The organism is Aeromonas sp. MR7 (assembly GCF_963899385.1).
Taxonomy (GTDB): Bacteria; Pseudomonadota; Gammaproteobacteria; order Enterobacterales; family Aeromonadaceae; genus Aeromonas; species Aeromonas bestiarum.
In genome coordinates, this window is sequence record NZ_CAWQXH010000013.1 from 1 (window position 1) to 25,262 (window position 25,262).

Genomic DNA, 25,262 nt, shown 5'->3' on the forward strand with positions numbered 1-25,262 from the left:
GTGGCCTGTGAGGATGATTGGAGCGGGAAACGAGACTCGAACTCGCGACCCCGACCTTGGCAAGGTCGTGCTCTACCAACTGAGCTATTCCCGCATCGGGCTGGATTGAACCAGTTTCATCATCACAATTTGGAGCGGGAAACGAGACTCGAACTCGCGACCCCGACCTTGGCAAGGTCGTGCTCTACCAACTGAGCTATTCCCGCACACACCATAAAATGGCATCAAAACAAATCGTGCAGCATTTGGTTGCTTGCGCTACTGCACGGGAGCCGAATTATAAGAGCAGTCTTTCCAATTGCAAGGGCTTTTTCGTCTGGTTGCGCGCGTTCGCTCAAAAGCTGGCCGAACTGTCGATTTTAGCAACCAATCGATGGCAACTCCTTGCCTGGCACTCAGATCTTGAAGACATGGCTGCGATAGAAGCGCAGCTCGGCGATGGATTCGCGGATGTCGTCCAGCGCCTGATGGGAGCCACTCTTGCTGAACTGATCCAGTAGTTCGGGCTGCCAGCGACGTACCAGCTCCTTGATGGTGCTGACGTCGACGTTGCGGTAATGGAAGAAGGCTTCCAGCTCGCCCATGTGCTTGACCATGAAGCGGCGATCCTGGCCTATGCTGTTGCCGCACAGCGGGCTGGTACGCTCCGGCACCCACTCCTGAATGAACGCCAGCGTCTCGGCCACGGCCTTGGCCTCGTCATATTCACTCGCCTTGACCCGGGCCACCAGCCCGCTCTTGGTATGAGTGTTGACGTTCCAGTCGTCCATCTTGGCCAGCTCTTCATCGCTCTGGTGGATGGCGATGACAGGCCCTTCGGCCAGCACGTTCAGATCCTTGTCGGTGACTATGGTGGCGATCTCCAGTACCACGTTCTCTTCGGGGTCCAGACCCGTCATCTCCATGTCGATCCATACCAGGTTCTGCGCGCTGACTGTCATGATTGCTCTCTCTATTGGGAGGAATGGCGGAATTTTGCCAATTTGCATGTATCATACTGGCTTTGGATCTGTTCATAAACTGGCGAATCGAGTGGCAAAGAAAGCAAAACTCAATCTGGGTCAACAAAGGCGCGTCCAGGCCAACCGCGAGCGGCGGCTGCAAAAAGATCACACTACTGTCGTGGATGACACCCTGTTTGGCCCGGCTATCGAAGGGGTGGTGATAAGCCGCTTCGGTCAGCATGCGGACGTGGAAGCCGTCGATGGCACCATACACCGCAGCAACCTGCGTCGCAGCAGCATCAGCAGCCTGGTGTGCGGTGACAAGGTGGTCTGGCGTCCCGGCCTCAATGCCGCGACCGCAGGGGTCATAGAGGCGGTGCATCCGCGCCACTCTGTGCTGACCCGGCCGGACTTCTACGACGGGGTCAAACCCATCGCCGCCAACATAGACCAGATCATCATCGTCTCGGCGGTGATGCCCGAGTTCTCCACCAACATCGTCGACCGCTATCTGGTGGCCGCCGAGGATGTGGAGATACAGCCGCTCATAGTGCTGAACAAGGTCGACATGCTCGATGCCGCGGCCCGTGCCCGCATCGATAGCCAGCTCGACCCCTATCGCAAGCTGGGCTATCAGGTGATCCTGGTCAGCTGCGAGAGCGGCGAAGGGCTGGATGAGCTCAAGGCCCAGTTCGAAGGCAAGATCAGCATCTTCGTCGGCCAGTCCGGGGTGGGCAAATCGTCGCTCACCAACGCCCTGATGCCGGGGCTGGATGTGCTGACCGGCGAGATCTCCGAAAACTCGGGACTCGGTACGCACACCACCACCACGGCGCGGCTCTATCACTTCCCGAGCGGCGGCGATCTGATCGATTCCCCCGGGATCCGCGAGTTCGCCCTCTGGCATCTGGAAGCCGATCGCATCACCTGGTGCTTCATCGAGTTCCGCGACTACCTGGGTGGTTGCCGATTCCGCGACTGCACCCACAAGGACGATCCCGGCTGTGCCCTGCGCGCGGCGGTCGACCGTGGCGACATCAGCGCCGATCGCTTCCACAACTATCACCGCATCCTGGAAACCATGCAGGAAGCCCGCCACGGTCGGCAACAGGCCCGGCTGTGACCCATTCAACTTATTATTTCGATGAAGATCATGAGCATCACTGACAACCTGAAAATTGCCGGTCAATACTGCCTGCCCAAACACGCCCTCTCCCGTCTGGTGGGCAAGCTCGCGGCTGCCGAAGCCGGCAACCTCACCACCAAGGTGATAGAGGCGTTTATCAAGCAGTACGGCGTCGACATGAGCGAGGCGCTGCACGAGAGTCCGGCCCACTACAAGAGCTTCAACCAGTTCTTCACCCGTGAGCTCAAGCCGGGGATACGTCCGCTGGTAGAGGATGCCATGACTCTGGCCCTGCCGGTGGACGGCACCGTCAGCCAGCTCGGCCCCATCCATCAGGGTCGCATCATCCAGGCCAAGGGCCACGACTACAGCGCCCGTGAACTGCTGGGTGGCTATGAGGATCTGGTGGCGCCGTTCAAGGATGGCGACTTTGCCACCATCTATCTCGCGCCCAAGGATTACCACCGCATCCACATGCCGCTGGACGGCGTGCTGGAGAGCATGGTGTTCGTGCCGGGGGATCTCTTCTCCGTCAACCCGCTCACCGCCGAGAAGGTGCCGAACCTGTTCGCCCGCAACGAACGGGTGGTCGCCACCTTCCGCACCCCCCATGGCCCCATGGCGCTGGTGCTGGTTGGCGCCACTATAGTCGCGAGTATCGAGACCATCTGGGCCGGCAATATAGCGCCGACCAAGCAGAAGGAAGTGGTGCGCTGGGATTACAGCGGCGATGAGGCCATCACACTGCAAAAAGGGGCCGAAATGGGCCTGTTCAAACTCGGCAGCACAGTCGTCTGCCTGTTTGGACCCGGCATGCTGGCGGGCTTCGAGCCGCATCTGGCCAACGGCGTCACCACCCGTATGGGTCAACCCTTTGCCACCTTGGCGGCCAAGGCATGAGTGAGCAGCCAGGCGCCTTGCAACCAAAGAACCCGCTGCACGGGCTGACCCTGGAGGCGATCGTCACCGCCCTGGTCGAGCACTATGGCTGGGAAGAGCTGGGACAGCAGATCAACATCCGCTGCTTCACCGACGCTCCCAGCATCAAGTCCAGTCTGAAGTTCTTGCGCAAGACTCCCTGGGCCCGGGAGAAGGTCGAAAGCCTCTATCTCTATGTCCAGCGCAAGCAAGCCAAATCGAAGAAGGAAGGGCCAGATGGCGTTTAAGATCACCTACACCTACAAGAAACAGACCAAAGAGCTCGGCTACGCGAACGACAAGTTCCGCAGCATCTACGACGCCATTGCCGCCGCCGAAGGGCTGGATCTCGCCAGCTTCCACGCCATGGAGGCCCAGCTGGCGCAGGTCTGCCGCCGCGACAAGAAGAGCGTGAAGGATTATCAGGAGAACTACTTCAAGGAGCTGGGTTTCTCCAACATCGTCATCGAACGGGACAATCTCGAAGACAAGCAGGAGTAAGCATGCGCACTCTGACTCTGATGGCCGCCTCCCTGCTGCTGGCGGCCTGCAGTACCCCGACCCAGCATATGGTCGGCAATGATCAGGATATCCACGGCTGTCGTGCCAGCGCCGGTTATCAATGGTCAGCGCTGACCAACCAGTGCGTGCGTCTGTTCGAGCAGGCGGTGCGGCTGCAATCCCTCGAGGCGAATGAAACCGGCAGCGCCTTCGTGCTGTTCAACGCCGACCAGAGCCAGGCCGAACTGACACTGCCAAGCGGTGAGCAGACCCGCCTGACCCGGCAAGGAGACGAAGGCAACTGGTCCTGGCAGGGCGGCGCCTATCAGCTCTTCCCCTGGAAGGGTTATCTGCTCAAATCCGGCGAGCAGGCACTGTTTCACGGCGACAGCGCCCTCTGATTGCCTACCCATGCCATCAAACGCCCCGGTTCCTGCCGGGGCGTTTTTTTATGGCTGGTCGCACCATGCTGGCATGCGGGAGTGGCAGCCAGGATAAGCGGATGGCGGCATTCCCCGCCTTGCGGCACGCGGCCCCAAAAACAAATACCCCGTTGCAGGCAACGGGGTATTTGGTGCGAGCCGCCAGGCAAGCGGGCGGCTGACAGAGGCGGATCAGTTGCCCAGGGTAGAGAACAGGCTCTGTTCCAGGCTGCCGCGAGAGACGCAGACCGGGGTGATGGAGGGTGCCAGCACGCGCTCGCCGGAGGATTCGACGAAGTAGAGCTGGGTGTTGCCCTTGACGTTGACGGTCGCCACGCTGTTGTTGCCGCTCTGGGTGATGATCAGGTTGATCTGCAGATTGGGGTTGCCCAACGCCACTTTGGAACCCATGGTGCCGCAATCCAGCCACTCCAGACCGTCGGCCGAGTTCTCGACGTTGGCGGTCATCAGGCCTGAGCCGCGCTGGCTGTTCTCGATGTTGAGGCCGTGATCGCCAAACCACTTCTCGGCGCGGGCCCACACCAGATCCACCGGGATCTGCATCTCCTGGGTGTTGTTGGTCGCCTTGGCAACCGGCGGGGTATAGCGGTACTGCTCGCCGCCATTGTTGTCGCTGGCACAACCGGCCATCAACAGGGCCAGTGCTACTCCCACAATCTTTTTCATGCTGCTTCTCTCATCCATATAATCCGGCCATAGGCCAACCGGCGGCTATTATGGCGTCAGCGACACAGACTGTCAGCAGAGATCGACAGAAATGCATCAGCCTTAACCCAAGCTTTACAAAACCAGCCTGCTATCATAGATTTGCTCGAAATTTCCCCCGTGAGTGTCTGCGTGAATTCCTTGCTCACCCTGACTCTGCTGCAGCAGATCATCGATCAGTTACCCATGAATATCTTCTGCCGGGATACGGCCGGACGCTACCTGTTTGCCAACCGGGTCTTTACGGAGCAGGCGGGGCTGTTGCAACCGGCGGATCTCATCGGCAAGACGGACGCGGACATGCCGTGGGGCGACATCTTTCGGGAAGAGGATCAGCAGCTGCTGACGGATGGCAAGCCCCTGCTCTATCAGCAGTTGCACTGCCACAGCGGCGATGCCACCAGCTGGATGGAGATCCACAAGATCCCGCTCTATGACGAGCAGGGCAAGCCGGTCGCCCTGTTCGGCATGGTCAACGAGATTGGTCAGCGCAAGGAGCTGGAGCAGACCTTCCGCCAGCAACAGCTGCTGCAGCGCCGCCTGCTGGACGCCATCCCGGATCCCATCCGACTGGAGGATCATCAGGGCCTGCTCATCGACTGCAATCAGGCCTTTCTCGACTTCATGGGCATGGTGGCGAGCGAGGCGCTCGGCCAGCGGGTGGCTCACCGCCTCTCCACCGAGCTGCCGATGGGGCGCGGTGAATACTGTCTGGTGGATGCCAGCGGCCAGGGCCGCTACCTGGAGGTCACCCGGGTCGATGTGCCGGACGACGAGGGCAACTCTCTCGGCATCCTGACGTTGAGCCGAGACATCACAGGGCTGCGCACCACCCAGGCCCAGCTGCAGCAGGAGCAGCACTACGACAGCCTGACCGGCCTGCTCAAGCTCTCCCACTTTCTGCAGACCAGCCGCCATCTCGGCGCCCGCAAGGCCAGCCTGCTGCTGGTCGATCTGCAACACTTTCGCGAGATCAACGACCGCTTCGGCATCCGGGTGGCCGATCGCCTGCTGAGTCAGGTGGCCCGCCGCCTGCAACAGCTGGCTCCGCCCCAGTCGCTGGTGTGCCGGGTCGCCGCCGACGACTTCGCCATGCTGCTGCCCGAGCTGACCGAACCGCTGGCCGACTGGAGCCACCGCCTGCAAGGGGAGCTGATGGTGCCCTATCAGGTCGAGGAGCACAGGATCCATATCCCGGTGTTCCTCGGCATAGCCCACGGCAAGGCCAACGATGCGGAGCGGCTGCTGAGCCATGCCGAGGCCGCGCTGGCCCAGGGCAAGCGTCAGCAGCAGCACTGCACCCTGTTCGATCCCGAACTCGACGCCAAACTCAAGCGCCGTCAGCTGATCGCGGCCCAGCTGCCGCTGGCCATCAAGTCGGGTCAGCTCACCGCCGTCTATCAGCCCATCATCAGCACCCGCAACAATCAGCTGCACGGGGCCGAGCTGCTCTGCCGCTGGCCTCACCCCGAGCTCGGCATGATCTCGCCGGATGAGTTCATCCCGCTGGCGGAGGAGCTGGGGCTCATCGGCCAGCTTGGCCAGCGCATGCTGGAGCAGGGCTGCGCCCAGCTGGCGCGCTGGCAGGCGGCGGCGCCGGATCTGGTGCTCTCCATCAATCTGTCGCCGCTGCAATTTCGCGACCCCGAGCTCTGCCCGCAGATCTTCGCCTGCATCGAGCGCCACGGCCTGGCCCCCTGGCAACTGGAGCTGGAGATCACCGAAGGCGTGCTGATGGAGAACGCCGACGAGATCGAGAGCAACCTGGCCAACCTGATTGAGGCGGGATTCCAGCTCGCCATCGACGACTTCGGCACGGGTTACTGCTCGCTCGCCTACCTGCCGAGGCTGCAGGTAGCCACCCTCAAGCTGGACCGCAGCTTCACCCAGGGACTGACCACCAATCAGGCCACCACCGCCATAGTGCGCTCCGTCATAGGTCTGGGTCACGAGCTGGGGATCAGGATCACGGCCGAAGGGGTCGAAACCCCAGAGCAACAGGCCTGGCTGGTGCAGGCCGGTTGCGATCGGCTGCAGGGCTACCTGTTCAGCCGCCCCCTGCCCCCCGACGAGTTTGCCCGCAGCTACCGGCTGCCCGGCGCCTGACCGCCAGCCAACGAAAAGGCCACCCAGAGGGTGGCCTTTTGCTTGTCAGGCAGACAGTCAGCTGTGCTTCAAGCCAGCTTACTCCTGGAAGTAGGTGCCCCAGCCGTCGTAGTCCACACCGTATTTCTGAAGAATAGGCAGCATTTTTTCGATGTCGGCGACTATGGTCTCGATCTCCAGCTTGCACTCGACGGTGGCGTCGAAGCAGAAGATGGGGGCGCCGTCATCCAGCTCCATCTCTTCGGCATCTGTCACTTCAAAACCGGCCTTGAACAGGTCGACGGCGGCCTTCTCCAGCTGATCGAAATCCTGGCAGGCGAAGTGGTGCTCAATCTCGTATTCCAGATCCGGGTTGCTGCCATCGGCCAGCAACTCGTTGACGATGGCGGTGGTCTCTGCACGCCACTCTTGCATATCAAGACTCATATTAACCCCAGATGGTACTTGGTTGGTGTCAAATGCCGTCGGCCACAGGGTGCCTGTTCAGACTCGCTGCACCCCGGGCGGCATAGTTGCGGCAAAGCATACCCGCAGAGCGCATCCGGCTCAATGCGGCAAACCAAGATAGCGGGTCCGCCACGGCCACCCCAAATGGGGTGCCATCACAAAAGGTTAATAAAGTGTAATCTGCCACCGCCCACAACATGCCCCATACGGAACTTCATAAGAGAGGTCACCAGCGGCATAACGCCATCGAAAAGCACTTTAATATCAGTACTATCAACCAGCCTGAACACGGTGACAAGGCCAGGCCCGGGGTGTATCAAGGGACGCGGGCGGAGCACTGCCCGTACGGAAAGAGGAGCCAGCAGGGCTCCCTTTTTATCATGTGAAGGAGCACATAGATAATGCCTAAAAAAACAATAATGAGCCTGCTCATGGGCTCAACCCTTATGATTGGAAACCACGCCATGGCCGCCCCGGTGCATGGCCCGTTCGATGCCCCTCTGGCGGACGAGGTAAAGGTGCTGGAGATGCTCAAAAAGAGCGGCCGCATCCCGACCCTGGCCTCTCCCGAGATGGAACAGGCCGCCCTGGCCAGCTTCTACCGCGAAAAGTCACGAGCCTACAACGGCAGCAGTGGCACCCTGGCGGTGAAAGAGGGCAAGGTGCGGGAGACCATCCTCAAGAAGATCCGCTTCAACGGCACGGCCCGTCCCGGCGATCGGGTACCGACCCTGCTGCTCAAGGCCATCGAGAAGGAGCACTACCAGGGCAAGATGCGCAAGGACAAGATCCTCGCCATCCTGGTGGACTTCCCCGATTACCCTAAGAACAGCGTCAGCCCCGAACTCACCAAGATGTACTACCCGGATTACACCCAGGCGCACTACAACGACCTGCTGTTCTCCGACAAGGGCTATGCCGGCCCGAACGGCGAGAAGTTCATCTCCATGCGCCAGTTCTACGAGCAGCAATCCGGCAAGAGCTACAGCGTGCGCGGTCAGGTGGCGGGCTGGTATACCGCCAGCAAGAACGCCGCCTACTACGGTGCCAATGCCACCCCGAACACCATACGGGACCTGGTGAAGGAGGCGCTGATCCAGGTAGCCAACGATCCCGCCATCGATCTGGCCCAGTTTGACCAGGAGGATCGCTACGATCTGAACGGCAACGGCAACCGGGACGAGCCGGACGGCCTCATCGACCACCTGATGATCTTCCACTCCAGCGTCGGTGAAGAGGCTGGCGGCGGCGATCTCGGCGAGGATGCCATCTGGGCACACCGCTGGAACCTGGGTGCCCCCTTCCCCATCCCCGGCACCAGCAGCCCGCACGGCAGCTTCGGCGGCCAGTTTGCGGCCTACGACTACACCATTCAGCCCATCGATGCGGCGGCCGGGGTCTGTGCCCACGAATATGGCCACGATCTGGGGCTACCGGACGAGTACGACACCAAGTACACCGGCAAGGGAGAGCCGGTGGCCACCTGGTCCATCATGTCCTCCGGCTCCTGGGCCGGGGTCATAGGCGGCACGGAGCCGACCGGGTTCTCCGCCTGGGCCAAGGAGTTCCTGCAGGCCTCCCTCGGCGGCAACTGGCTGCATGGCAGCAATGTGCAACTCGCCGACCTCAGCCCCCGCGGCAACGTCTACATGCTGGATCAGGCCAACGACAAGGGTCGCAACGACGACGTGGTGCGCATCAACCTGCCCGCCAAGCAGATACCGCTCAACCCGCCCTACGCCGGCCAGTACCAATACCACGGTGGCAAGGCCAACAACCTGGACAACCGCATGAGCCTCAAGCTGGATCTGGGCGGCAGGCAGAGCGCCAGCCTGGCGTTCAAGGCCTGGTATCAGATTGAAGAGGGGTATGACTACGCCAGGGTGCTGGTCAACGGCCAGCCCATCGCGGGCAACCTGACCACCAGCGACGATCCCAACGGGGTCGGCTTCGGCGTCGGCATCACGGGCAACTCCAACGGCTGGACCGATGCCGAGTTCGACCTGACCCCCTGGGCCGGTCAGCAGATCACCCTGACCCTGCAATACCAGAGCGATGGCGGCGTGGCCGAAAACGGCCTGTTCGTGGATGAGCTCCAGGTGGCTGCCGATGGTGAGGTGCTGTTGAGCGACGGGGCCGAGGGCAGTTCTGCCTTTACCCTGGCCGGCTTCGTGAAGAGCAACGGCAACGAGGCCAAGGATCACTACTACCTGGCCGAGTGGCGCAACCACGCCGGGGTCGACAAGGGGCTGGCCCACATCAATGTGGCCGATCAGCTGATGCGCTACGAGCCGGGCATGCTGCTCTGGTACGTGGACAACAGCCAGGCCAACAACTGGGTGGGAACCCATCCGGGTGAGGGCTTCCTCGGGGTGGTGGATGCGGATCAGCGCACCCTTATGTGGAGCGATGGGGCCGTGGCCGGTACTCGCTACCAGATCCACGATGCCACCTTCAGCCTGGGCTTCCAGCAACCGCTCAACCTCAAGCACCCGAGCGGCTCCTTGCTGCGCGACTTCTGGATCACCCCGAACCGGGTGTTCAAGGATTCCCGCAGCTACCAGAGCAAGGAGATCCCGGATGCCGGTCGTCTGCTGCCCGAGTATGGCCTCAAGATCAGCGTCACAGGTCAGGCCCGTGACATGAGCACAGGCAGGATCATCGTCAGCCGTCATTGAGTCATGACACTGGCGTTCAGGGGGCCTCAGGCCCCCTTTTTCATGGCAGCAAACAGGCAAGACAGCACAACAGGGCACGAATGAGGGCAAAAACGGATGACAAGCGGGCAAATTGTTCGGTTATCGAGCGAACGGTGCAGCAATCTGCGCCCTGCGGTTGACACCCGAACGCAGAAAGGGTTTAATGCGCGCCGTTGCCCAGATAGCTCAGTCGGTAGAGCAGGGGATTGAAAATCCCCGTGTCGGCGGTTCGATTCCGTCTCTGGGCACCAATAATTCCTCCTTAGTTCAGTCGGTAGAACGGCGGACTGTTAATCCGTATGTCGCTGGTTCAAGTCCAGCAGGAGGAGCCAAATTTGAAAAGCCCGCTCATCGAGCGGGCTTTTTTCATTCCGGTCAGCTGCCGTTGCAGGCCGCCAATAGCAGCGTTGCCCCACAGGTGGCGCTAAACAGCCACAGGCCCGTTTGCAACACCCCCTCCGGATCTACCTCTTTCTCTCTTTTCCTGAATCGTATCCACTTAGGCTTCATCGAGCCCACCTCAACCTGTTGCGGCGCGTATCCCCTGCCCAGCTCGGCAGGCGAGCCATCTTTGTGTAACCACCAGCCAGCGTCAACTCCCTTGTCGACAATAAATTCATCAGCCAGACGCCCGCGTCCCGGCTCATGACAATGTTAACAATTTGGAAAACCGGCGTGACCCATTCCCACGCCAGGGCTATGATGAGGCCGACGATTTTCCTACCCTCAGGGAGACCCAAGATGAGCAGCCCCTTGCGTTACGTGCTGGACGGCATCCATTGCGAACCACACTTCTTCACCGTGCCCCTCGACCACCAGCAGCCGGACGACGAGGAGACGCTCACCCTGTTTGGTCGTACCCTCTGCCGCCAGGACAGACTGGACGACGAGCTGCCCTGGTTGCTGTTCCTGCAGGGGGGCCCCGGCTTTGGCGCCCCGCGCCCGACCGCCGACAGCGGCTGGCTCAAGCGGGCCCTGCAGGAATTTCGGGTATTGCTGCTCGATCAGCGCGGCACGGGTCACTCGGCCCCCATCAGCGCCGATGCGCTGGCCCAGCTCACGGCCCGGCAGCAGGCGGATTATCTCAGCCACTTTCGCGCCGACAGCATAGTGCGCGACGCGGAATGCATTCGCGAGATCTTGAGCCCGGACCGCCCCTGGAGCCTGCTCGGCCAGAGCTTCGGCGGTTTTTGCAGCCTCACCTATCTCTCCCTGTTCCCGGACAGCCTGCACGAGGTCTACCTCACTGGCGGCGTGGCCCCCATAGGCCGCAGTGCAGATGAGGTCTACCGCGCCACCTATCAACGGGTGGCGGACAAGAACCGCGCCTTCTTCACCCGCTTCCCCCATGCCCAGGCCATCGCCAACCGGCTGGCCAATCACCTGCACCGCCACGAGGTACGCCTGCCCAACGGCCAGCGTCTGACGGTGGAGCAGTTGCAGCAGCAGGGGCTGGATCTCGGCGCCAGCGGCGCCTTCGAGGAGCTCTACTACCTGCTGGAAGACGCCTTCATCGGCGAGCGGCTCAACCCCGCCTTCCTCTATCAGGTACAAGCCATGCAGCCGTTCAACACCAATCCGGTGTTCGCCATACTGCATGAGTCCATCTACGCCGAAGGGGCCGCCAGCAACTGGGCGGCCGAGCGGGTCAGAGGCGAGTACCCGGCCCTGGCCTGGGCGCCCGGCAAAGACTTCGCCTTCACCGGCGAGATGATCTTCCCCTGGATGTTCGAGCAGTTCCGCGAGCTGATCCCCTTGAAGGAAGCCGCCCATCTGCTGGCCAAGAAGGCCGATTGGGGGCCGCTCTACGACCCGGCGCAGCTGGCCCGCAACACAGTGCCTGTGGCTTGCGCCGTCTATGCCGAAGACATGTATGTGGAGTTCGACTACAGCCGCGAGACCCTCAAGGGCCTAGGCAACAGCCGCGCCTGGATCACCAACGAATACGAGCACAACGGCCTGCGGGTCGATGGCGAGCAGATCCTGGACCGACTCATCCGCTTGAACCGGGATCGCTGATCCCGACCGGGCGACGAGCCCGCAGCCATAACACCACAATATCGAGGGCGACCCATGAGTCGCCCCGCTCCCTGGAAGCAGCACAATAATAAGGACACCCATTGGATCACCCGGAAATCTCGGCCGGCTGGCTGAGCCGCCTCTTCTATCACTGGACGGGCCCGCTGCAACGCAAGGGGCTGAAAGAGCCCCAGGTCGGCCTCGACGACCTCTATCCCCTGCTGCCGGAAGACAGACGCGATGGCAGGGCCGATGCCTTCCTTCGACTCACAGCCCGCGCGCCTGTGCGTCCCTGGCCCATCACCGCCTTCATCTGGCGCCATTACAAGGGGCGGATTGGCCTGCTCACCCTGTTGCAACTGCTCGGCATGCTGGCGACCCTGGCCAGCCCCTGGCTGCTCAACCACAGCATGACCCAGCTCGGCGCGGGCGCCCCCACCGAGCAGAAATTGCTGCTGGCCTTCGCCCTGTTTGCCTCGGTGCTGGCCGCCGGCATGCTGGCGGAGCACTCGCTGCAGCTGGCGCTCAAGATGCACGTCCCCATTCGCCGTCTGCTGGCCGAAGCCCTGCTCGCCAAGGTGATGAAGCTCGGCGGCAAGAGCTTCGACGACAGGGCCGGTGGCCGGGTGCAGAATCTCATCAACCGGGATGTGTGGGACATTACTTGGATTCTTGCGGACCCCGCCATGCCGCTCACCATGGCACTGCAGCTGCTCGGCACCATAGCCCTGTTGGTGTGGCAGGTGGGCAGCGCCGGCCTGGTCGGCTTTGCCGTCCTCACCCTGCTGCTGCTCATCTCCACCCGTGTGGTGCGGCGGATGAACCAGCAGGAGCAGCAGCTCAAGCGCCAGCAGGACGAGCGCAACGGCATACTGGCGGAATACATCAAGAAGCTGCGGCTGGTGCGCCAGAACGGGCTCGGAGCCTTCTTCACCCGGGCGGCCAACAACAAGCGCCAGCAGGAGCTGGGGGTGCTCGGTCGGGTGCTCAAGCTCGACGCCATCAACGAGAGCCTGATGCTGAGCACGCCGCTGCTGGTGACGCTCGCCACCTTCACCACCTATCTGATGTCGGGACAGAGCCTGACCCTGCCCCAGGTGTTCACCACCATAGCCCTGTTCGCCGTGCTGCGGATCCCCATGATGCGGCTGCCCTATCTCATCCGCACCCTGATCAACTTCAACACCGGCTTCAACCGGCTGTGCGAGTTCCTCAACAGCCCGGAGCAGCACAGGGATCTCACCGATGCCAGCCTGCCCGTCGGCAGCCTGCGGATCCAGGACGTCACCGCCCTGCACCAGCAAAAAACGGTACTGCAGGGGGCCAGCCTCATCATACAGCCGGGGGAACTGGTGGGGATCACGGGCACGACAGGGGCCGGCAAGAGCTGCCTGCTGCACCTCATCGCCGGCTTTGACGACAGTTTCGAGGGGGAGATCCGCCGTCACGGCCGGGTCGCCCACCTGGGTCATAAGCCCTGGCTGATGAACGACACCATCCGCAACAACATCTTGTTCGGCCAGCCCTGGCACGGCGAGCGCTATCGCTGGGTGCTGGGGGCCAGCGCCCTCGGCGCCGACCTTAGCCTGCTCAGCCACGGCGATCAGACCCTGGTGGGGGAGCTCGGCACCCGCCTCTCCGGCGGCCAGCAGCAGCGGGTCGCCCTGGCCCGCGCCCTCTATGCCCAGGCCGACATCCTGCTGCTGGACAACCCCCTCTCGGCGCTGGATCCCATCGTCTCGGCCCAGGTGCTGGAGCAGGGGCTCGCCTTCAAACCGGGACCGACCCGGCTGCTGGTGAGCCACGACCCTGACGTGCTGGCCCACTGCGATCGGGTGATCCGCATCGAGCAGGGCCAGTTGGTGGAGCTCGATGCCCACCAGCTGGCGGACCTCATCCAGCATCCGCTCCCCGCCCCCATGGTGGCCCCCCAGGAAGCGGAACAGTTCAACGAAGAGAAGGTGGTGGAAGGCAAGGTGGACTGGGGCCTGTTCGGCTTCATGTGGCAGCGTCTCGCCGCCCCCGGCGCCATCCTGATCGCCCTGCTGCTTACCCTGGGCCAGGAGGGGCTGCGCATCGCCTCGGATCTCTGGCTCGGCGGCAAGGCCGGCCTCACCGAGGTGAGCGAGCTGCTCGGCATCTATGTGCTGCTGGGAGCAGGCTCCCTCACCTGCATCATGGTGGTGCGGGTCATCAACTACAAGCTGGGGCTCAAGCTGGCCTGGACCCTGTTCGACGGCATGCTGAGCCGCATCAGCCGCGCTCCCATGGCCTTCTTCGACAAGGTGCCGCAGGGGCGTATCCTCAACCGCTTCGATCGGGATCTCGGGGAGGCGCAGGAGATACTGCTGTCCATGCTGATGGGGCTGTTCGGCATGCTCATCTCCGTGCTGCTGCAGGTGGTGGTGATCGGCGTCAACATGCCGCTGCTGCTGCTCATCGCCCCCCTGGTTGGCTGGGCACTCTACGTGCTGCAGCGACGCTACCGGGCGGTGCAGCTCAAGCTGCGGCGGCAGGCATCCGTGCTGCGCTCGCCGCTCTACATCAGCATCAGCGAGACCATCCGCGGCGCCCCCGCCCTGCGTCTGGCCGGAGCCGAGCGCTTCGCGCTGGATCAGGTGCTGCTGCACTATGACAACAACCTGCGCAGCTGGTACACCACCACTTCCATCAACCGCTGGCTCGGCATGCACCAGACCCTGCTCTCCGCCGCCCTGGTGGGCGCGGTGGCGCTGATGGTGGCCTTTGGCAACAGCTCGCTGCTGGGGGCCGTGGCCATCACCTACGCCTTTACCGCCTCGGCCATGCTCAACTCCCTCATTCGCACCTTCGCCGAGGTGGAGCAGGTGATGAATGCGGTGGAGCGGGTGCGCGAGTACAGCGAAATCGAGAGCGAACGCCAGCATGGGGAAGCGCTGGCGACGCCCCATCCCAGGGTGCGCTTCGACAACCTGGGGCTGCGCTATCCACAAGCCAGCCAGTGGGCCCTGCACAAGGTGAACTTCGAACTGGCCCCCGGCGAGAAGGTTGGCGTCTGCGGGCGTACCGGCGCGGGCAAGAGCTCGCTGCTCGGGGTGCTGCAGGCCATGTACCCGGCCTCCCAGGGAGAGATCCATTACGGCGATCAGCCGCTGTCCCGGCTTGCACCGGAGGCGGTGCGCGATCTCTACGACACAGTCTCCCAGACGCCTCTCACCTTCTTCGGCACCCTGCGTGCCAACCTGGCGCCGCTGACCGAGCAGGATGACGAGGCGCTGGAGCAGGCGCTGTCCCGGGTCGGTCTGGCCGAGCGCTGCGCCGGCCGGCTGGACGAGGATCTCGACAAGCTGCAACTGTCGGCCGGCGAGACCCAGCTGCTGGTGATCGCCCGCATCCTGCTGTCACGCCGTCCGCTCATAGTACTGGACGAGGCGACGTCGGATCTCGATCACGGCGGCATGCGCAAGATGGCGGAGCTGCTCTATCGCTACCGGCCCGAGGCCAGCTACCTGGTGATCGCCCACCATCTGGAGCCGCTGCTGTCGGTGGACAAGGTGGTGGTGATGGAGGCGGGAACCGTGGTGGAACAGGGCTCGCCGGTCAGCCTGCTGGCCAACTCCCACTCCCGCTTCCATCAGCTGTTCGTGGGCCAGGTCAATCGGCAGGTGGCCCAGATAAGCTGAGGCCGAAAATAACAAGGGCTGCTCGCGGGCAGCCCTTGTTCTTTGGTGGAGCCTCAACGCTCCATGATCTGGGTGACGTCGTCCTTCTTGATCATCACCTCCCGCCCTTCGGTATCGTAATAGCGGTACATGCCGGTGCTCTCATCCAGCTTGGGCTTGCTGTCGGTGGTGATCATCTTCCCGTCCTTGGTACTCATGATGTATTGAGAGCTACACGCCACGAGTCCCAGTGCACACACCAGGATCATCATCAGTTGCTTCATCGCCTGTCTCGTCTCCCTCTTCACCCTCACCACGAGGATGGTGACTGAAGCCTAGCTCAACCCCATTGCCCCGGAAAAACAGATTGCCGGAACGGGATCCATGTCAAAAATCAGCTACTTACGACCACCCGGCTTGCCACTGCCTCCGGTGCCCGGGCCGCAGCCGAGCGCCAGCCGATCCGCCGCGGCCCTGGCCTGTACCAGGCCATAGCCATAGCTGTTGTCGCGCCCAGGCGCACCCAGATCCTGGGCACTGCTGCGCAGGGTCTGGCGCAGCTGATCGTTGCTGCACTCCAGCCGCTGTGACCAGGCCAAAGCGGCGACCCCGACCACGTGCGGCGTCGCCATCGAGGTGCCGCTGTAGTTGGCATAGCCGGTCGGCACTGTCGACAGCACGGCGACGCCGGGGGCCGCCAGCTCCACCTGATCGTTGCGTTGGGAGAAGTACGCCAGCTGCTTGTTGGCATCGATGGCGGCCACGCTCACCACGCTGCCATAGGAGGCCGGGTAGGATTTGCTGGTATTGCCCGCGTTGCCTGCCGCCGCCACGCTCAGCACGTTCTGGCCATAGGCCTGATTGAAGGCCTGCTCCTCTGTCTTGCTGGGCACATTGCCCCCCAGGCTCATGTTGATGACCATGCGGGTAAAGCCGCGACTGGTCATCCCCTGCTTGCAGGCGTTGAGGGCCCCCACCAGGTTGGAGGTATAGGCCCAGCCGTTGGCGCCGAACACCTTGATGATGTGCAGCGGCACGCTCTGGTTTGGCAGCACCCCGACCACGCCGATATCGTTGCCCCCCACGGCGGCTATGGTGCCCGCCACATGGGTGCCGTGCCCGTTCTCGTCGCTGCTCCAGCTGCCGGTGCCTGCGTTGTCACTGCCCTGCACCTGAGCCCCGTGGGGCAGGTCCGGGTGGGCGCCGCTGTAGCCTGAATCTATGATGCACACCAGCACCTCTCCCGCCGCCGCGTCACTGAGCAGCGGAGCCTGCACCATGGGAATGCCGTAGGGCAGGGTCTCGGCGCTGGTGTAGCGTTTGGCATCCGGCTCGACCCACAACACCTTGGGGTTGCGGGCCAGGGCCGCGGCCGCCACCTGGGGCAACCAGAGCGCCAGCGCATGCTGCTCAGGCAGCTGCAATGCCAGTTCGCCGCCCATTCCCTTGCTCTGGGCCAGCACAGCCGCCTCGGCACCCGCTGCCAGCTGCACCAGATAGCGGGCCCGCTCGGCGGCCATGGCGCCCTGCCCCAGCACGCCTGCCACCAGCAGGCCTATCCATATCCGTCTCATAGGTCACTCCTTGCATCGACCTGATTGTCACTCGCAAAGTGTAGTGCCCGGCTGGCGCAGGCCCGAGCGGATACAAAAAGGCCGGACATCTGTCCGGCCTCGTGATCACTATTGGCTCATTGCTTGGCAGGTTGACGCTCGCCGGTCACGATGGGGTTCTTGGGATCCGAGCTCCACTCATACCAGCCGCCGTCGTAGACGCTGATCCGCTTCCAGTCCATCAGCCAGGCGTAGAAGAAGGCCTCGGAGGCGCGCCAGCCGGTACCGCAGTAGAAGGCGGCCTGCTGGGCCGGCTCTATATTCCACTCGTCCCACATGGTGAGGATCTCCCCGGCCGGCTTCATGGTGCCATCCGGGTTGTGGAAATCGCTCATGCTGTTGGCATCCACACCGCCGCGACCCCACTTGGCCCCCGGGATGTCGCCCTTCGGCTTGATGTAGCTGTAGCCGGAGGTGTTGCCGACGAACTCGTCCCAGGTACGCACGCTGACCAGGGCGCCATTGGGCTGCTTGAGCAGCGCCTTGGCCTGGCTCAGGGTGGTGTAGTACTCGGGATGGGCCGGAATGGCGACCCCAAACTCCTTCACCGGCTCATATTTGTTGGGCAGGCCGGTCTCGGTACGCAGATGCTGCACGAACCAGGCATCCAGACCACCGTCCAGCAGGCGCACGTCCTGCACGCCGGCATACATCATCAGATGCGCCGCGCGGGCGGCGGCCATGGTGTTGCGGCCATAAAGGATGACTGTGGTGTCGTGACGGATGCCGTTCTCCAGCAGCAGCGCCTTGAGCGCCTCGTCAGAAACCTTGTTCCACAGCGGCTCCTCTTCCAGACGGTTGGTATCTATGTAGCCGGCCCCCGGGATGTGGCTCAGCAGGTAGGCCTTGGGTGAACCCCAATCCACTTCGAACAGCTTCCAGTCCCCTTTCGGCGCCGCCGCGACCGGCTTGCCTTCCTGCAGATCCGCCAGCCAGCGCGGATAGACCAGCTGCTGCCAGCGCACCAGATGCTCGCGCGGTGCGGCTTGCCAGCCTTGCAGCTCGAACAGCTGCTTGATGCCCTGCTTGCGCAGCATGCGGGCCACTTCGGCCACTTCCCGCGGCGCGCCATAGAGGGCGACCGGACGATCGGCTTTCAGGCCCTTGATCTCGAGCGCCTTGGGCCACTCGTCATCGCTGTATTTCCAATCGGCGGAGAGGTTCTCGGCACCGGCCACATGGCCACCCTGTTTCTCGCCTTCCATCGGCCAGCCCTGATAGAAGTGGCTGGCACGGGTGTCCAGCATGACCGCCTGCTTGCTCTTGGCATCGGCCAGCGAGAGCGGCGGCAATTCGGCGGCAAAGGCGGGCAGTGCGCACCAGAGCAGTAAGGTCGCCAGCGCGGCCTGCAGGAAGCGAAGATGTCGTTTCATGGTGATGTCTCGATTCATAGTGAACAGGGTTAAAAAATGGAGCGGCCCAGCCGCTCGGCCAGCAGCTCCAGCGCCGCCGTGCCCGCCAGCGAGTTGCCCGCCTTGTTGAGCTCGGGCGACCAGACACAGATGCAGAGCTCACCGGGGATGAGTGCCATGATACCCCCTCCGACCCCGGATTTGCCCGGCATACCGACCCGATAGGCAAAATCACCGGCCTCGTCATAGAGGCCGCAGGTGGCGAGCAGCGCATTGACCTGCTTGGTGGTGCGAGCCGGCAACAGCGACGTGCTCTCGCCAAGCGGCAGCCCGCGATTGGCCAGATAGAGGAAAGTACGCGCCAGATCGACGCAGCTCATGCGAATGGCACAGGCACTGAAGTAGCTCTGCAACACCTTGTCCACTTCATTCTCGAAGTTGCCATAGGCCTTCATCAGATAGGCGATGGCCGCATTGCGGGCCGAGTGCTGGTATTCGGAGCGCGCCACCACCTGATCCGCCATGATGGCCGGATTGCCGGAGAGGCGGCGCACCAGCTCCAGGGTGCGCTGGCGCGGGGCCGTGAGCCGGGTCTCCAGCAGATCGCTCACCACCAGGGCTCCGGCATTGATGAAGGGATTGCGGGGAATGCCGTGCTCGAACTCCAGCTGCACCAGGGAGTTGAACGGCTGGCCGGAGGGCTCCTTGCCTACCCGGGCCCAGATCTCCTCCTCCTGATAGAGGGTGAGGGCCAGGGTCAGGCTCAGGGCCTTGGAGATACTCTGGATGGAGAAGGGCTCGAAGGCGTCACCTGCGGTGAACAGCTCCCCCTCCACGGTACAGACGGCAATACCGAGCCGGTCGGCCGGCACCCGGGCCAGGGCGGGAATGTAGTCGGCCACCTTGCCCTGTCCGAGCAGCGGGCGCACCTCTGCCAGAATGCTGGCCAGTAATTCGGATGACAACACCATAAAGGATTCCATGACTAAAACGGGTGTGGAGATCCCATCCCCACCGACAAAAATCCCGCCAGCGGCGGGACTTGTCTATCTACCCACAACAAGGCGCCTGCAACAGGCGACCGAGTCTCAGGCCGGTTCACCGTACCAGAGGTCGAACAGCTCGGTGACCACCACGGCTTCCATCCCCTTGCTTTCCAGCCAGGATTTGACGACGGCGCGGTCTTCTTCGGTACATTTGCCCAGTTGCTGAGTGCAGATCATCCCTTCCCAGGCCAGGTGGCCTGAACCGGCGAAAGCCAGTCTACGGGGTTCAACAACCTCATCGATCATCGCATCGACTACTGTATCGATGGTCGCTTCGGCAGTGCCGACCGGGAAGTTGAAACTGATGTCGAATCCCATTTCCTGGAATTCGTCGACTCGCAGTTTCTTACGCAGACGGCGGCTACGATTGGCCATGATAGCTCCTTAGGTTAGTTGACTCGTTAAATTAGTTAACGCGTTTGAAAATCAGATCCCAAACCCCGTGGCCCAGACGATGGCCCCGTTGTTCGAATTTGGTCAGCGGACGCCAGTCGGGACGAGCCACCCAGTTGCCGGTGGCGGAGGTGTTCTCGTAACCCTCGGCGACGCTCATCACTTCCAGCATGTGTTCGGCATAGTTTTCCCAGTCGGTGGCCATGTGGAACACGCCACCTATGGCCAGCTTCTGGCGGATATCCTGGGCAAAGGCCGGCTGCACTATGCGGCGCTTGTGGTGACGGCTCTTGTGCCAGGGATCCGGGAAGAACAGCTGCAGGCAGGCAAGCGAGCCGTTCGGGATCATGTGCTCCAGCACTTCCACCGCGTCGTGGCAGATGACCTTGAGATTGGTGACGCCCGCTTCCTGGGCTGTGCCGAGGCAGGCACCCACACCCGGCGAGTGCACCTCGATGCCGATGAAGTTTTTCTCGGGGGCATTCTTGGCCATCTCCACCAGGGAGGCGCCCATGCCGAAGCCTATTTCCAGCACCACAGGGGCCTCACGGCCAAACAGGGCGACCAGATCGAGGGGCGCTGGCGCGAAATCGATACCCATGACCGGCCAGAGCTCTTCCAGAGCCTTCTCCTGCCCTTTGGTCAGGCGGCCTTCGCGACGGACAAAGCTGCGGATCTTGCGCATGAACTTGCCGTCTTCGTTAAATACATCTTGGGTCACAGGCATAATCAAATTGCTCGTTATTGCATCGGTCTGGGTCACAGACGACAGGAATGAATTGTTCGTTATTTCATCACCCAGGGTCACTGACGACATGAATGAATTGCTCGTTGCTTCATCACCCAGAGTCACGGATCTCGTGGATGAATGGCGCGTTATTTCATCAATGCGCGAAACTGGGTAGCGAATTATCCCAAGATAGGCCCAAGGCGCAAGTGTTTCGCGAAACAAATCCCCCGCACCTGACCAATTCCGCCACAAGGATTGACAAATGCCACCCCGTTCACAGAATCTGCCGGGCGCCGGGCGCATGCTGGCCTGCGCAAATAAAACCATACACAACAAAGGATTGCAGTATGAAACACACAGCATTGGCGTTTGCCATCACAGCCCTGCTGGCAGGGTGCAACACCTCCACCAATGATTCGCAGGCCCCCACCGCTGCCGAGCAGGCCTATGAGTATCTGGTGCAGTTGAGCTCGACCGCCGAGGGGATAGGTGCCAGACCCACGGGCTCAGAGGCCGAGACCCGCGCCGCCGCCTGGATCCAGGATCACCTGGCCGGCTGGGGCTACGAGGTGCAAAACCAGCCCTTCACCTACACCAAGAGCGGGGCCAGCAAGACCTCCCAGAACCTCGTCGCCGAGCTCAAGGGCCAGAGCGACAAGGTGATCCTGATCGGCGCCCACTACGACAGCACGGGCGACAAGAAGGGTTCTGAAGGGGCCACCGACAACGGTGCTGGCGTCGCTGCCCTGCTGGCGGTCGCCGAGGCGCTCAAGGGGCAGACCCTGCCCTACACGGTGCGCTTCGCCTTCTTCGGCGCGGAGGAGAACGGCCTCAACGGCTCCAAGGCCTATGCCGCCAGCCTGGACAGCACCGCCATTGCCCGCCTGCTGGCCATGGTGAACTACGACACCATAGCCGGGGGCGACATCGTCTACGTTCACTCGGCCCACTCCGACGTGGCCGAGTACAACTGCGCCGATCCGAGCCGCTACAGCTTCGATCCCAAGGTGCGGGATCGCCTGCTGGCCGTCTCCAAGCTGACCGCCACCCCGTTTGCCATCCACCCCAGCTACGCCGGCTATCCGGAAGGGGAGACAGGCAGCTGGTCGGATCATGCGCCGTTCGCCTGCCTGGGGGTGCCCATCGCCTACGTGGAGGCCACCAACTTCACCATCAACGGAGCGGATGGCTATGACGGCTACTCCCAGACCACCAATCCGGCGCTGTGGGACTGCTACGACGACGCCACCAAGAGCGCCTGCGACCGGGACAGCGAAACCCAGTGGGGCAAGATCTGGCATACCCAGTACGACCGCCTCGACAAGATGGCCGAACTGTTCCCGGGCCGGGTGGAGCAACAGCTCAGCGCCAACACGGATCTGATGATCCGCTTCCTCAAGGAGCCGGGCCTGTAACGCCGGCGACTCGTCAATGACGCGCGCTGGCCCGGGACCAATTCAGGGCTTTTTGCGCTCCACGGCCGCCCCCGGCCGATAAAATTCGGGCAGGTGCCAAACCTGCCCTTTTTTATCGATTTTTGTTACAGCCATTGCCTCATTTTTTAAATCTGATACAAACGGATAACCTGGCGGTCGAATGGAGCGACCGCTCACCATGCCAGAGAGAGTCCTATGCAGCCGTTTTTTGCCCAGCGCTTCGAGAAGGTAGAGCCTTCCTTTATCCGCGAGATCCTCAAGGTCGCCGCCAATCCGGAGATCATCTCCTTTGCCGGTGGTCTGCCCAATCCGCACCTGTTCCCGGTCAAGGCCATCGACCAGGCCTGCCAGGACGTGCTGCGCGAGCAAGGGGCCGCCGCCCTGCAGTATGCCGCCACCGAGGGCTTCGCCCCGCTGCGCCAGTACATAGCCGACCGCTATCTGGCCCGCCACGGCATGCGCGTCAACCCGGACAACATCCTCATCACCAGCGGCTCCCAGCAGGCGCTGGATCTGCTGGGCAAGGTGCTGATCGACGAGGGTCAGGATCTCATCATCGAAGAGCCGGGTTACCTCGGCGCCATCCAGGCCTTCTCCGTCTATCAACCGGCCTTCAAGCCCATCACCCTGGGGGAAGAGGGACTGGATCTGGCGGCGCTGGATGTGCTGCTGGCCAGCGGCTCCAACGCCAAGCTGCTCTACGGCGTGCCCAACTTCCAGAACCCGAGCGGCGTCTCCTACAGCCGTGCCAACCGCGAGGCGCTGGCCGAGCGACTGGTCAGCCACGAGCTGCTGATGGTGGAAGACGACCCCTATGGCGAGCTGCGCTTCGAGGGCGAACACCTGCCCCCCATCGCCAAGCTGGCACCGAACAATACAGTGCTGCTCGGCTCCTTCTCCAAGACGGTGGTGCCCGCCTTCCGCCTCGGCTGGATGCTGGTGCCGGACTGGCTGCGCAAGAAGGTCACCATCGCCAAGCAGGCCACCGACCTGCACAGCAACGCCTTCAGCCAACAGGTGCTGCACCGCTTCCTGATCGACAACTCGCTGGATGCCCATCTGGAGAAGATCAAGGAGGTCTATGGCCGCCAACGTGCCGCCATGGAGGCCGCACTGGCCCGTCACTGCCCGCCCGGCGTGAGCTACACCCGACCGGAAGGGGGCATGTTCCTCTGGCTGACCCTGCCTTCGACCGTCAGCGCCATGGCGCTGTTCGACGAGGCGATCAAGGAGAAGGTGGCCTTCGTGCCCGGCGCGCCCTTCTATGTGCGCCCCGAGATCCAGAACACCCTGCGGCTGAGCTTCTCCTGCGTGGACGAGGCCACCATAGAAGAGGGGGTCAAGCGACTGACTCGCGCCCTCGCCCGCATGCTCTGACGAGCCACGGCATGAAAAAAACCAGCGACCTCGGTCGCTGGTTTTTTTATGTCCCGCCCTCTGCGGAGCCGGACAACTCAGGCGCTCAGCGCGCTGGCGAATTCCTTCATCGGCATGGGGCGGCCATAGAGATAGCCCTGCAGGAAGGTCACCTGACGCGCTCTCAGGTAAGCGGCCTGCACCTCGTTCTCCACCCCCTCGGCGACCAGCAGCAGACCGAGCCGGGTCGCCAGGTCGATGACGTTCTCCACTATGTGGCTGGAGAGCGCATCCGAGCCTATCATGCCGACGAAGCTCTGATCGATCTTGAGAAAGTCGACCTGGAACTGCTGCAGATAGGTGAGGCTGGAGTGGCCGGTACCAAAGTCATCGATAGCGATGAAGACCCCCAGCTGGTGCAGCTCGGCGAAGAGCCGGTCCGTCACCTCGTCCGCCACTATCAGCTCCCGCTCCGTCAGCTCCAGCACCAGCTTGATGGGGTTCTCCCTGAAGGCGTTGATGAAGTCGCGACAATCCGCCACCAGGCTCAGATCCTTGCAGTGGCTGGCGCTGATGTTGAAGCCAAAGTGGAATCCCCTGGGCAGGGTATGCACAGCGCCGGCAAACTGATCGCGCACCTGCTCCATCAGCAGCCGGGTCATGGGCACTATCAGGCCGCTGTCTTCCGCCAGCGGAATGAAGCGATCCGGCGAGATCAGTCCCTGACGGGGATGCTGCCAGCGCATCAGCACCTCGCAGCCGCACCAGTGGGCGTCGTCGCCGGTTACCACCGGCTGCAGATAGGGGATGAACTCCCGCTGATCCAGCGCCCGTCGCAGCTCTTGCGAGGGGGACGTCGAGCGGCCGGTCAGCCAGAACACGCCAACCCCCGCCAGTATGCCCAGCAGGGGATAGATGATGATGCTGGCCTTGGAGTAGTGCCAGATGTGGCTGCCGTACTCGTCGTGGGACAGGTCAGTGACCACCCGGTATTGATACTTCTCCGATACCTGTTCCAGATAGCCGCGTGTTTTGGGCGGGATCTCTTCGCTGACCATGCCGCTGGCCAGCATGGCCTGCGACCCTACCACCAGCGCCAGCGGCGAATTGCGGCTCAGCATGTCGAGAATATTGTGCAGATAGTAGCCATCCACCCCGACCAGCACGCTGTAATCCCCCACCGCCTGTCGATAGACAACCAGCGGCCGATCCGGCGTCACCGGATTGCCCCGCATCAGGTCGAGCTGACCACCGGCATAGTCGGCCAGCGCAAAGGGGCCGCTATAGGCGCCATAGAGGGAGGAGCAATAGATGGTCTCTCCCCTGGCCAGGTTGACGGTGCGCACATCCGGCACTGTCGCCACCTGATCCCGCAGCCCCTGTACCACCTCGGCGCAAGGTAGCCCCACACCGCCCTGCACCATGGACGCAGCTCGATGGGCATTGTCCAGGGTACGGTCAAACATGCGTCTGGCATGCAGCAGCCGATCCTCGGCATCCTGCTTCATGCCAGAGAAGGTCTGCCATGAGATGATCAGCACCCCCAGCAGCACGGGGAGCAGACTCGCCAGCAGGGAGGCCCCCAGCCGGGTGTAAAACTGGCGTAACCTTAAACGACGAAATGGCATGGTCATCCTCACGGCAACGGCGAAAAAGCGGGCAAGTCTACTGCTCTCCGCCCCCCTGACAAGTCATTCTGATACAAACAACAGCAAGAAAGTTTGGCCTGATTGGCACCAAACCTCGTCGAAACAGGGCTTTCAGCCACATCTTCAACGGCTCTGGAG

The 25,262-nt window shown here is 62.6% G+C and carries 21 protein-coding genes and 4 tRNA genes; 13 read left to right on the forward strand and 12 right to left on the reverse strand.

Annotated features, from left to right (window positions below; translation table 11 throughout):
- Nucleotides 1-18: 18 nt before the first annotated feature.
- From AACW87_RS11185 to orn, 3 genes are all read right to left on the reverse strand, one after another.
- Nucleotides 19-94, reverse strand: a tRNA-Gly gene (locus AACW87_RS11185).
- A gap of 36 nt (nt 95-130) precedes the next feature.
- Nucleotides 131-206, reverse strand: a tRNA-Gly gene (locus AACW87_RS11190).
- A gap of 189 nt (nt 207-395) precedes the next feature.
- A complete protein-coding gene (orn, locus tag AACW87_RS11195; protein ID WP_241326750.1) occupies nt 396-941 on the reverse strand; it encodes an oligoribonuclease in 546 nt (181 codons plus the stop codon).
- Between the two features lie 91 nt (nt 942-1,032).
- Here orn and rsgA point away from each other — a divergent pair, with 91 nt between their 5' ends.
- From rsgA to AACW87_RS11220, 5 genes are read left to right on the forward strand one after another with little or no spacing between them, the layout of a single operon-like run.
- Nucleotides 1,033-2,067 carry a small ribosomal subunit biogenesis GTPase RsgA gene (gene rsgA, locus AACW87_RS11200; RefSeq protein ID WP_042870911.1) on the forward strand — a complete coding sequence of 345 codons (1,035 nt, stop codon included), beginning with the start codon at nt 1,033-1,035 and terminating at the stop codon, nt 2,065-2,067.
- A gap of 30 nt (nt 2,068-2,097) precedes the next feature.
- Nucleotides 2,098-2,970, forward strand: a complete 873-nt coding sequence (gene asd / locus AACW87_RS11205) for an archaetidylserine decarboxylase (protein ID WP_241278639.1) — start codon at nt 2,098-2,100, stop codon at nt 2,968-2,970.
- The gene (locus AACW87_RS11210) at nt 2,967-3,236 is read left to right on the forward strand and encodes a VF530 family protein (protein ID WP_241326751.1); all 270 of its coding nucleotides are present in this window, start codon (nt 2,967-2,969) and stop codon (nt 3,234-3,236) included. The genes asd and AACW87_RS11210 overlap by 4 nt, the downstream gene beginning before the upstream one ends.
- Complete coding sequence (locus tag AACW87_RS11215; RefSeq protein ID WP_043556263.1) at nt 3,226-3,489, forward strand: DUF2960 domain-containing protein; 264 nt, start codon at nt 3,226-3,228, stop codon at nt 3,487-3,489. The genes AACW87_RS11210 and AACW87_RS11215 overlap by 11 nt, the downstream gene beginning before the upstream one ends.
- A gap of 2 nt (nt 3,490-3,491) precedes the next feature.
- Entirely contained in the window at nt 3,492-3,890 is a 399-nt protein-coding gene (locus tag AACW87_RS11220; protein WP_098982569.1) for a hypothetical protein, read from the forward strand.
- A 213-nt stretch (nt 3,891-4,103) separates the two neighbouring features.
- Here AACW87_RS11220 and AACW87_RS11225 read toward each other — a convergent pair whose 3' ends face one another.
- Complete coding sequence (locus tag AACW87_RS11225) at nt 4,104-4,598, reverse strand: hypothetical protein (RefSeq protein ID WP_017410927.1); 495 nt, start codon at nt 4,596-4,598, stop codon at nt 4,104-4,106.
- Nucleotides 4,599-4,769: 171 nt separating this feature from the next.
- Here AACW87_RS11225 and AACW87_RS11230 point away from each other — a divergent pair, with 171 nt between their 5' ends.
- Complete coding sequence (locus tag AACW87_RS11230; protein ID WP_241326752.1) at nt 4,770-6,743, forward strand: sensor domain-containing protein; 1,974 nt, start codon at nt 4,770-4,772, stop codon at nt 6,741-6,743.
- A gap of 78 nt (nt 6,744-6,821) precedes the next feature.
- On the opposite strand, the gene rraB is transcribed toward AACW87_RS11230, so the two are convergent.
- On the reverse strand, nt 6,822-7,169 hold the full coding sequence (gene rraB / locus AACW87_RS11235; protein ID WP_080741122.1) for a ribonuclease E inhibitor RraB: 348 nt from the start codon (nt 7,167-7,169) through the stop codon (nt 6,822-6,824).
- A 452-nt stretch (nt 7,170-7,621) separates the two neighbouring features.
- Between rraB and AACW87_RS11240 the strand changes: the two genes are divergently transcribed.
- From AACW87_RS11240 to AACW87_RS11260, 5 genes are all read left to right on the forward strand, one after another.
- Complete coding sequence (locus AACW87_RS11240; protein ID WP_241326753.1) at nt 7,622-9,868, forward strand: immune inhibitor A domain-containing protein; 2,247 nt, start codon at nt 7,622-7,624, stop codon at nt 9,866-9,868.
- Between the two features lie 196 nt (nt 9,869-10,064).
- A tRNA-Phe gene (locus AACW87_RS11245) sits at nt 10,065-10,140 on the forward strand.
- Nucleotides 10,141-10,145: 5 nt separating this feature from the next.
- A tRNA-Asn gene (locus tag AACW87_RS11250) sits at nt 10,146-10,221 on the forward strand.
- 409 nt (nt 10,222-10,630) lie between these two features.
- Nucleotides 10,631-11,908 carry an alpha/beta hydrolase gene (locus tag AACW87_RS11255; protein WP_241326754.1) on the forward strand — a complete coding sequence of 426 codons (1,278 nt, stop codon included), beginning with the start codon at nt 10,631-10,633 and terminating at the stop codon, nt 11,906-11,908.
- 101 nt (nt 11,909-12,009) lie between these two features.
- The gene (locus AACW87_RS11260) at nt 12,010-15,570 is read left to right on the forward strand and encodes an ATP-binding cassette domain-containing protein (protein ID WP_241326755.1); all 3,561 of its coding nucleotides are present in this window, start codon (nt 12,010-12,012) and stop codon (nt 15,568-15,570) included.
- 53 nt (nt 15,571-15,623) lie between these two features.
- Here the strand turns inward: AACW87_RS11260 and AACW87_RS11265 are convergent, their stop codons facing one another.
- The 6 genes from AACW87_RS11265 to trmB form a co-directional block, all read right to left on the reverse strand.
- Nucleotides 15,624-15,833, reverse strand: coding sequence for a YgdI/YgdR family lipoprotein (locus AACW87_RS11265; RefSeq protein WP_042870938.1), 210 nt, complete (start codon nt 15,831-15,833; stop codon nt 15,624-15,626).
- A 114-nt stretch (nt 15,834-15,947) separates the two neighbouring features.
- Complete coding sequence (locus tag AACW87_RS11270; protein ID WP_241326756.1) at nt 15,948-17,123, reverse strand: S8 family peptidase; 1,176 nt, start codon at nt 17,121-17,123, stop codon at nt 15,948-15,950.
- A gap of 116 nt (nt 17,124-17,239) precedes the next feature.
- On the reverse strand, nt 17,240-18,535 hold the full coding sequence (locus AACW87_RS11275; protein WP_241326757.1) for a sulfurtransferase: 1,296 nt from the start codon (nt 18,533-18,535) through the stop codon (nt 17,240-17,242).
- 29 nt (nt 18,536-18,564) lie between these two features.
- Complete coding sequence (gene glsB, locus AACW87_RS11280) at nt 18,565-19,485, reverse strand: glutaminase B (protein ID WP_241326758.1); 921 nt, start codon at nt 19,483-19,485, stop codon at nt 18,565-18,567.
- A gap of 117 nt (nt 19,486-19,602) precedes the next feature.
- A complete protein-coding gene (locus AACW87_RS11285; RefSeq protein ID WP_042037566.1) occupies nt 19,603-19,935 on the reverse strand; it encodes a YggL family protein in 333 nt (110 codons plus the stop codon).
- Nucleotides 19,936-19,966: 31 nt separating this feature from the next.
- Nucleotides 19,967-20,680, reverse strand: coding sequence for a tRNA (guanosine(46)-N7)-methyltransferase TrmB (gene trmB, locus AACW87_RS11290; RefSeq protein WP_241326759.1), 714 nt, complete (start codon nt 20,678-20,680; stop codon nt 19,967-19,969).
- A 350-nt stretch (nt 20,681-21,030) separates the two neighbouring features.
- Here trmB and AACW87_RS11295 point away from each other — a divergent pair, with 350 nt between their 5' ends.
- Together AACW87_RS11295 and AACW87_RS11300 are read left to right on the forward strand one after the other, a co-directional pair.
- Entirely contained in the window at nt 21,031-22,098 is a 1,068-nt protein-coding gene (locus AACW87_RS11295; RefSeq protein ID WP_241326760.1) for a M28 family metallopeptidase, read from the forward strand.
- 216 nt (nt 22,099-22,314) lie between these two features.
- Nucleotides 22,315-23,496 (forward strand): aminotransferase-like domain-containing protein, encoded by a 1,182-nt coding sequence (locus AACW87_RS11300; RefSeq protein ID WP_241326761.1) that lies wholly within the window; start codon nt 22,315-22,317, stop codon nt 23,494-23,496.
- A gap of 77 nt (nt 23,497-23,573) precedes the next feature.
- Here the strand turns inward: AACW87_RS11300 and AACW87_RS11305 are convergent, their stop codons facing one another.
- A complete protein-coding gene (locus AACW87_RS11305) occupies nt 23,574-25,103 on the reverse strand; it encodes an EAL domain-containing protein (RefSeq protein ID WP_241326762.1) in 1,530 nt (509 codons plus the stop codon).
- Nucleotides 25,104-25,262 lie beyond the last annotated feature (159 nt).

Bases quoted from the DNA above. Each gene is read 5' to 3' on its own strand.
- rraB (WP_080741122.1), bottom strand. From the start codon at position 7,169: ATGAGTCTTGATATGCAAGAGTGGCGTGCAGAGACCACCGCCATCGTC.
- AACW87_RS11220 (WP_098982569.1), top strand. From the start codon at position 3,492: ATGCGCACTCTGACTCTGATGGCCGCCTCCCTGCTGCTGGCGGCCTGC.
- trmB (WP_241326759.1), bottom strand. From the start codon at position 20,680: ATGCCTGTGACCCAAGATGTATTTAACGAAGACGGCAAGTTCATGCGC.
- AACW87_RS11265 (WP_042870938.1), bottom strand. From the start codon at position 15,833: ATGAAGCAACTGATGATGATCCTGGTGTGTGCACTGGGACTCGTGGCG.
- AACW87_RS11255 (WP_241326754.1), top strand. From the start codon at position 10,631: ATGAGCAGCCCCTTGCGTTACGTGCTGGACGGCATCCATTGCGAACCA.
- AACW87_RS11275 (WP_241326757.1), bottom strand. From the start codon at position 18,535: ATGAAACGACATCTTCGCTTCCTGCAGGCCGCGCTGGCGACCTTACTG.
- AACW87_RS11300 (WP_241326761.1), top strand. From the start codon at position 22,315: ATGCAGCCGTTTTTTGCCCAGCGCTTCGAGAAGGTAGAGCCTTCCTTT.
- AACW87_RS11270 (WP_241326756.1), bottom strand. From the start codon at position 17,123: ATGAGACGGATATGGATAGGCCTGCTGGTGGCAGGCGTGCTGGGGCAG.
- glsB (WP_241326758.1), bottom strand. From the start codon at position 19,485: ATGGTGTTGTCATCCGAATTACTGGCCAGCATTCTGGCAGAGGTGCGC.
- AACW87_RS11240 (WP_241326753.1), top strand. From the start codon at position 7,622: ATGGGCTCAACCCTTATGATTGGAAACCACGCCATGGCCGCCCCGGTG.
- AACW87_RS11225 (WP_017410927.1), bottom strand. From the start codon at position 4,598: ATGAAAAAGATTGTGGGAGTAGCACTGGCCCTGTTGATGGCCGGTTGT.
- asd (WP_241278639.1), top strand. From the start codon at position 2,098: ATGAGCATCACTGACAACCTGAAAATTGCCGGTCAATACTGCCTGCCC.
- AACW87_RS11295 (WP_241326760.1), top strand. From the start codon at position 21,031: ATGAAACACACAGCATTGGCGTTTGCCATCACAGCCCTGCTGGCAGGG.
- AACW87_RS11305 (WP_241326762.1), bottom strand. From the start codon at position 25,103: ATGCCATTTCGTCGTTTAAGGTTACGCCAGTTTTACACCCGGCTGGGG.
- AACW87_RS11285 (WP_042037566.1), bottom strand. From the start codon at position 19,935: ATGGCCAATCGTAGCCGCCGTCTGCGTAAGAAACTGCGAGTCGACGAA.
- AACW87_RS11210 (WP_241326751.1), top strand. From the start codon at position 2,967: ATGAGTGAGCAGCCAGGCGCCTTGCAACCAAAGAACCCGCTGCACGGG.
- AACW87_RS11215 (WP_043556263.1), top strand. From the start codon at position 3,226: ATGGCGTTTAAGATCACCTACACCTACAAGAAACAGACCAAAGAGCTC.
- orn (WP_241326750.1), bottom strand. From the start codon at position 941: ATGACAGTCAGCGCGCAGAACCTGGTATGGATCGACATGGAGATGACG.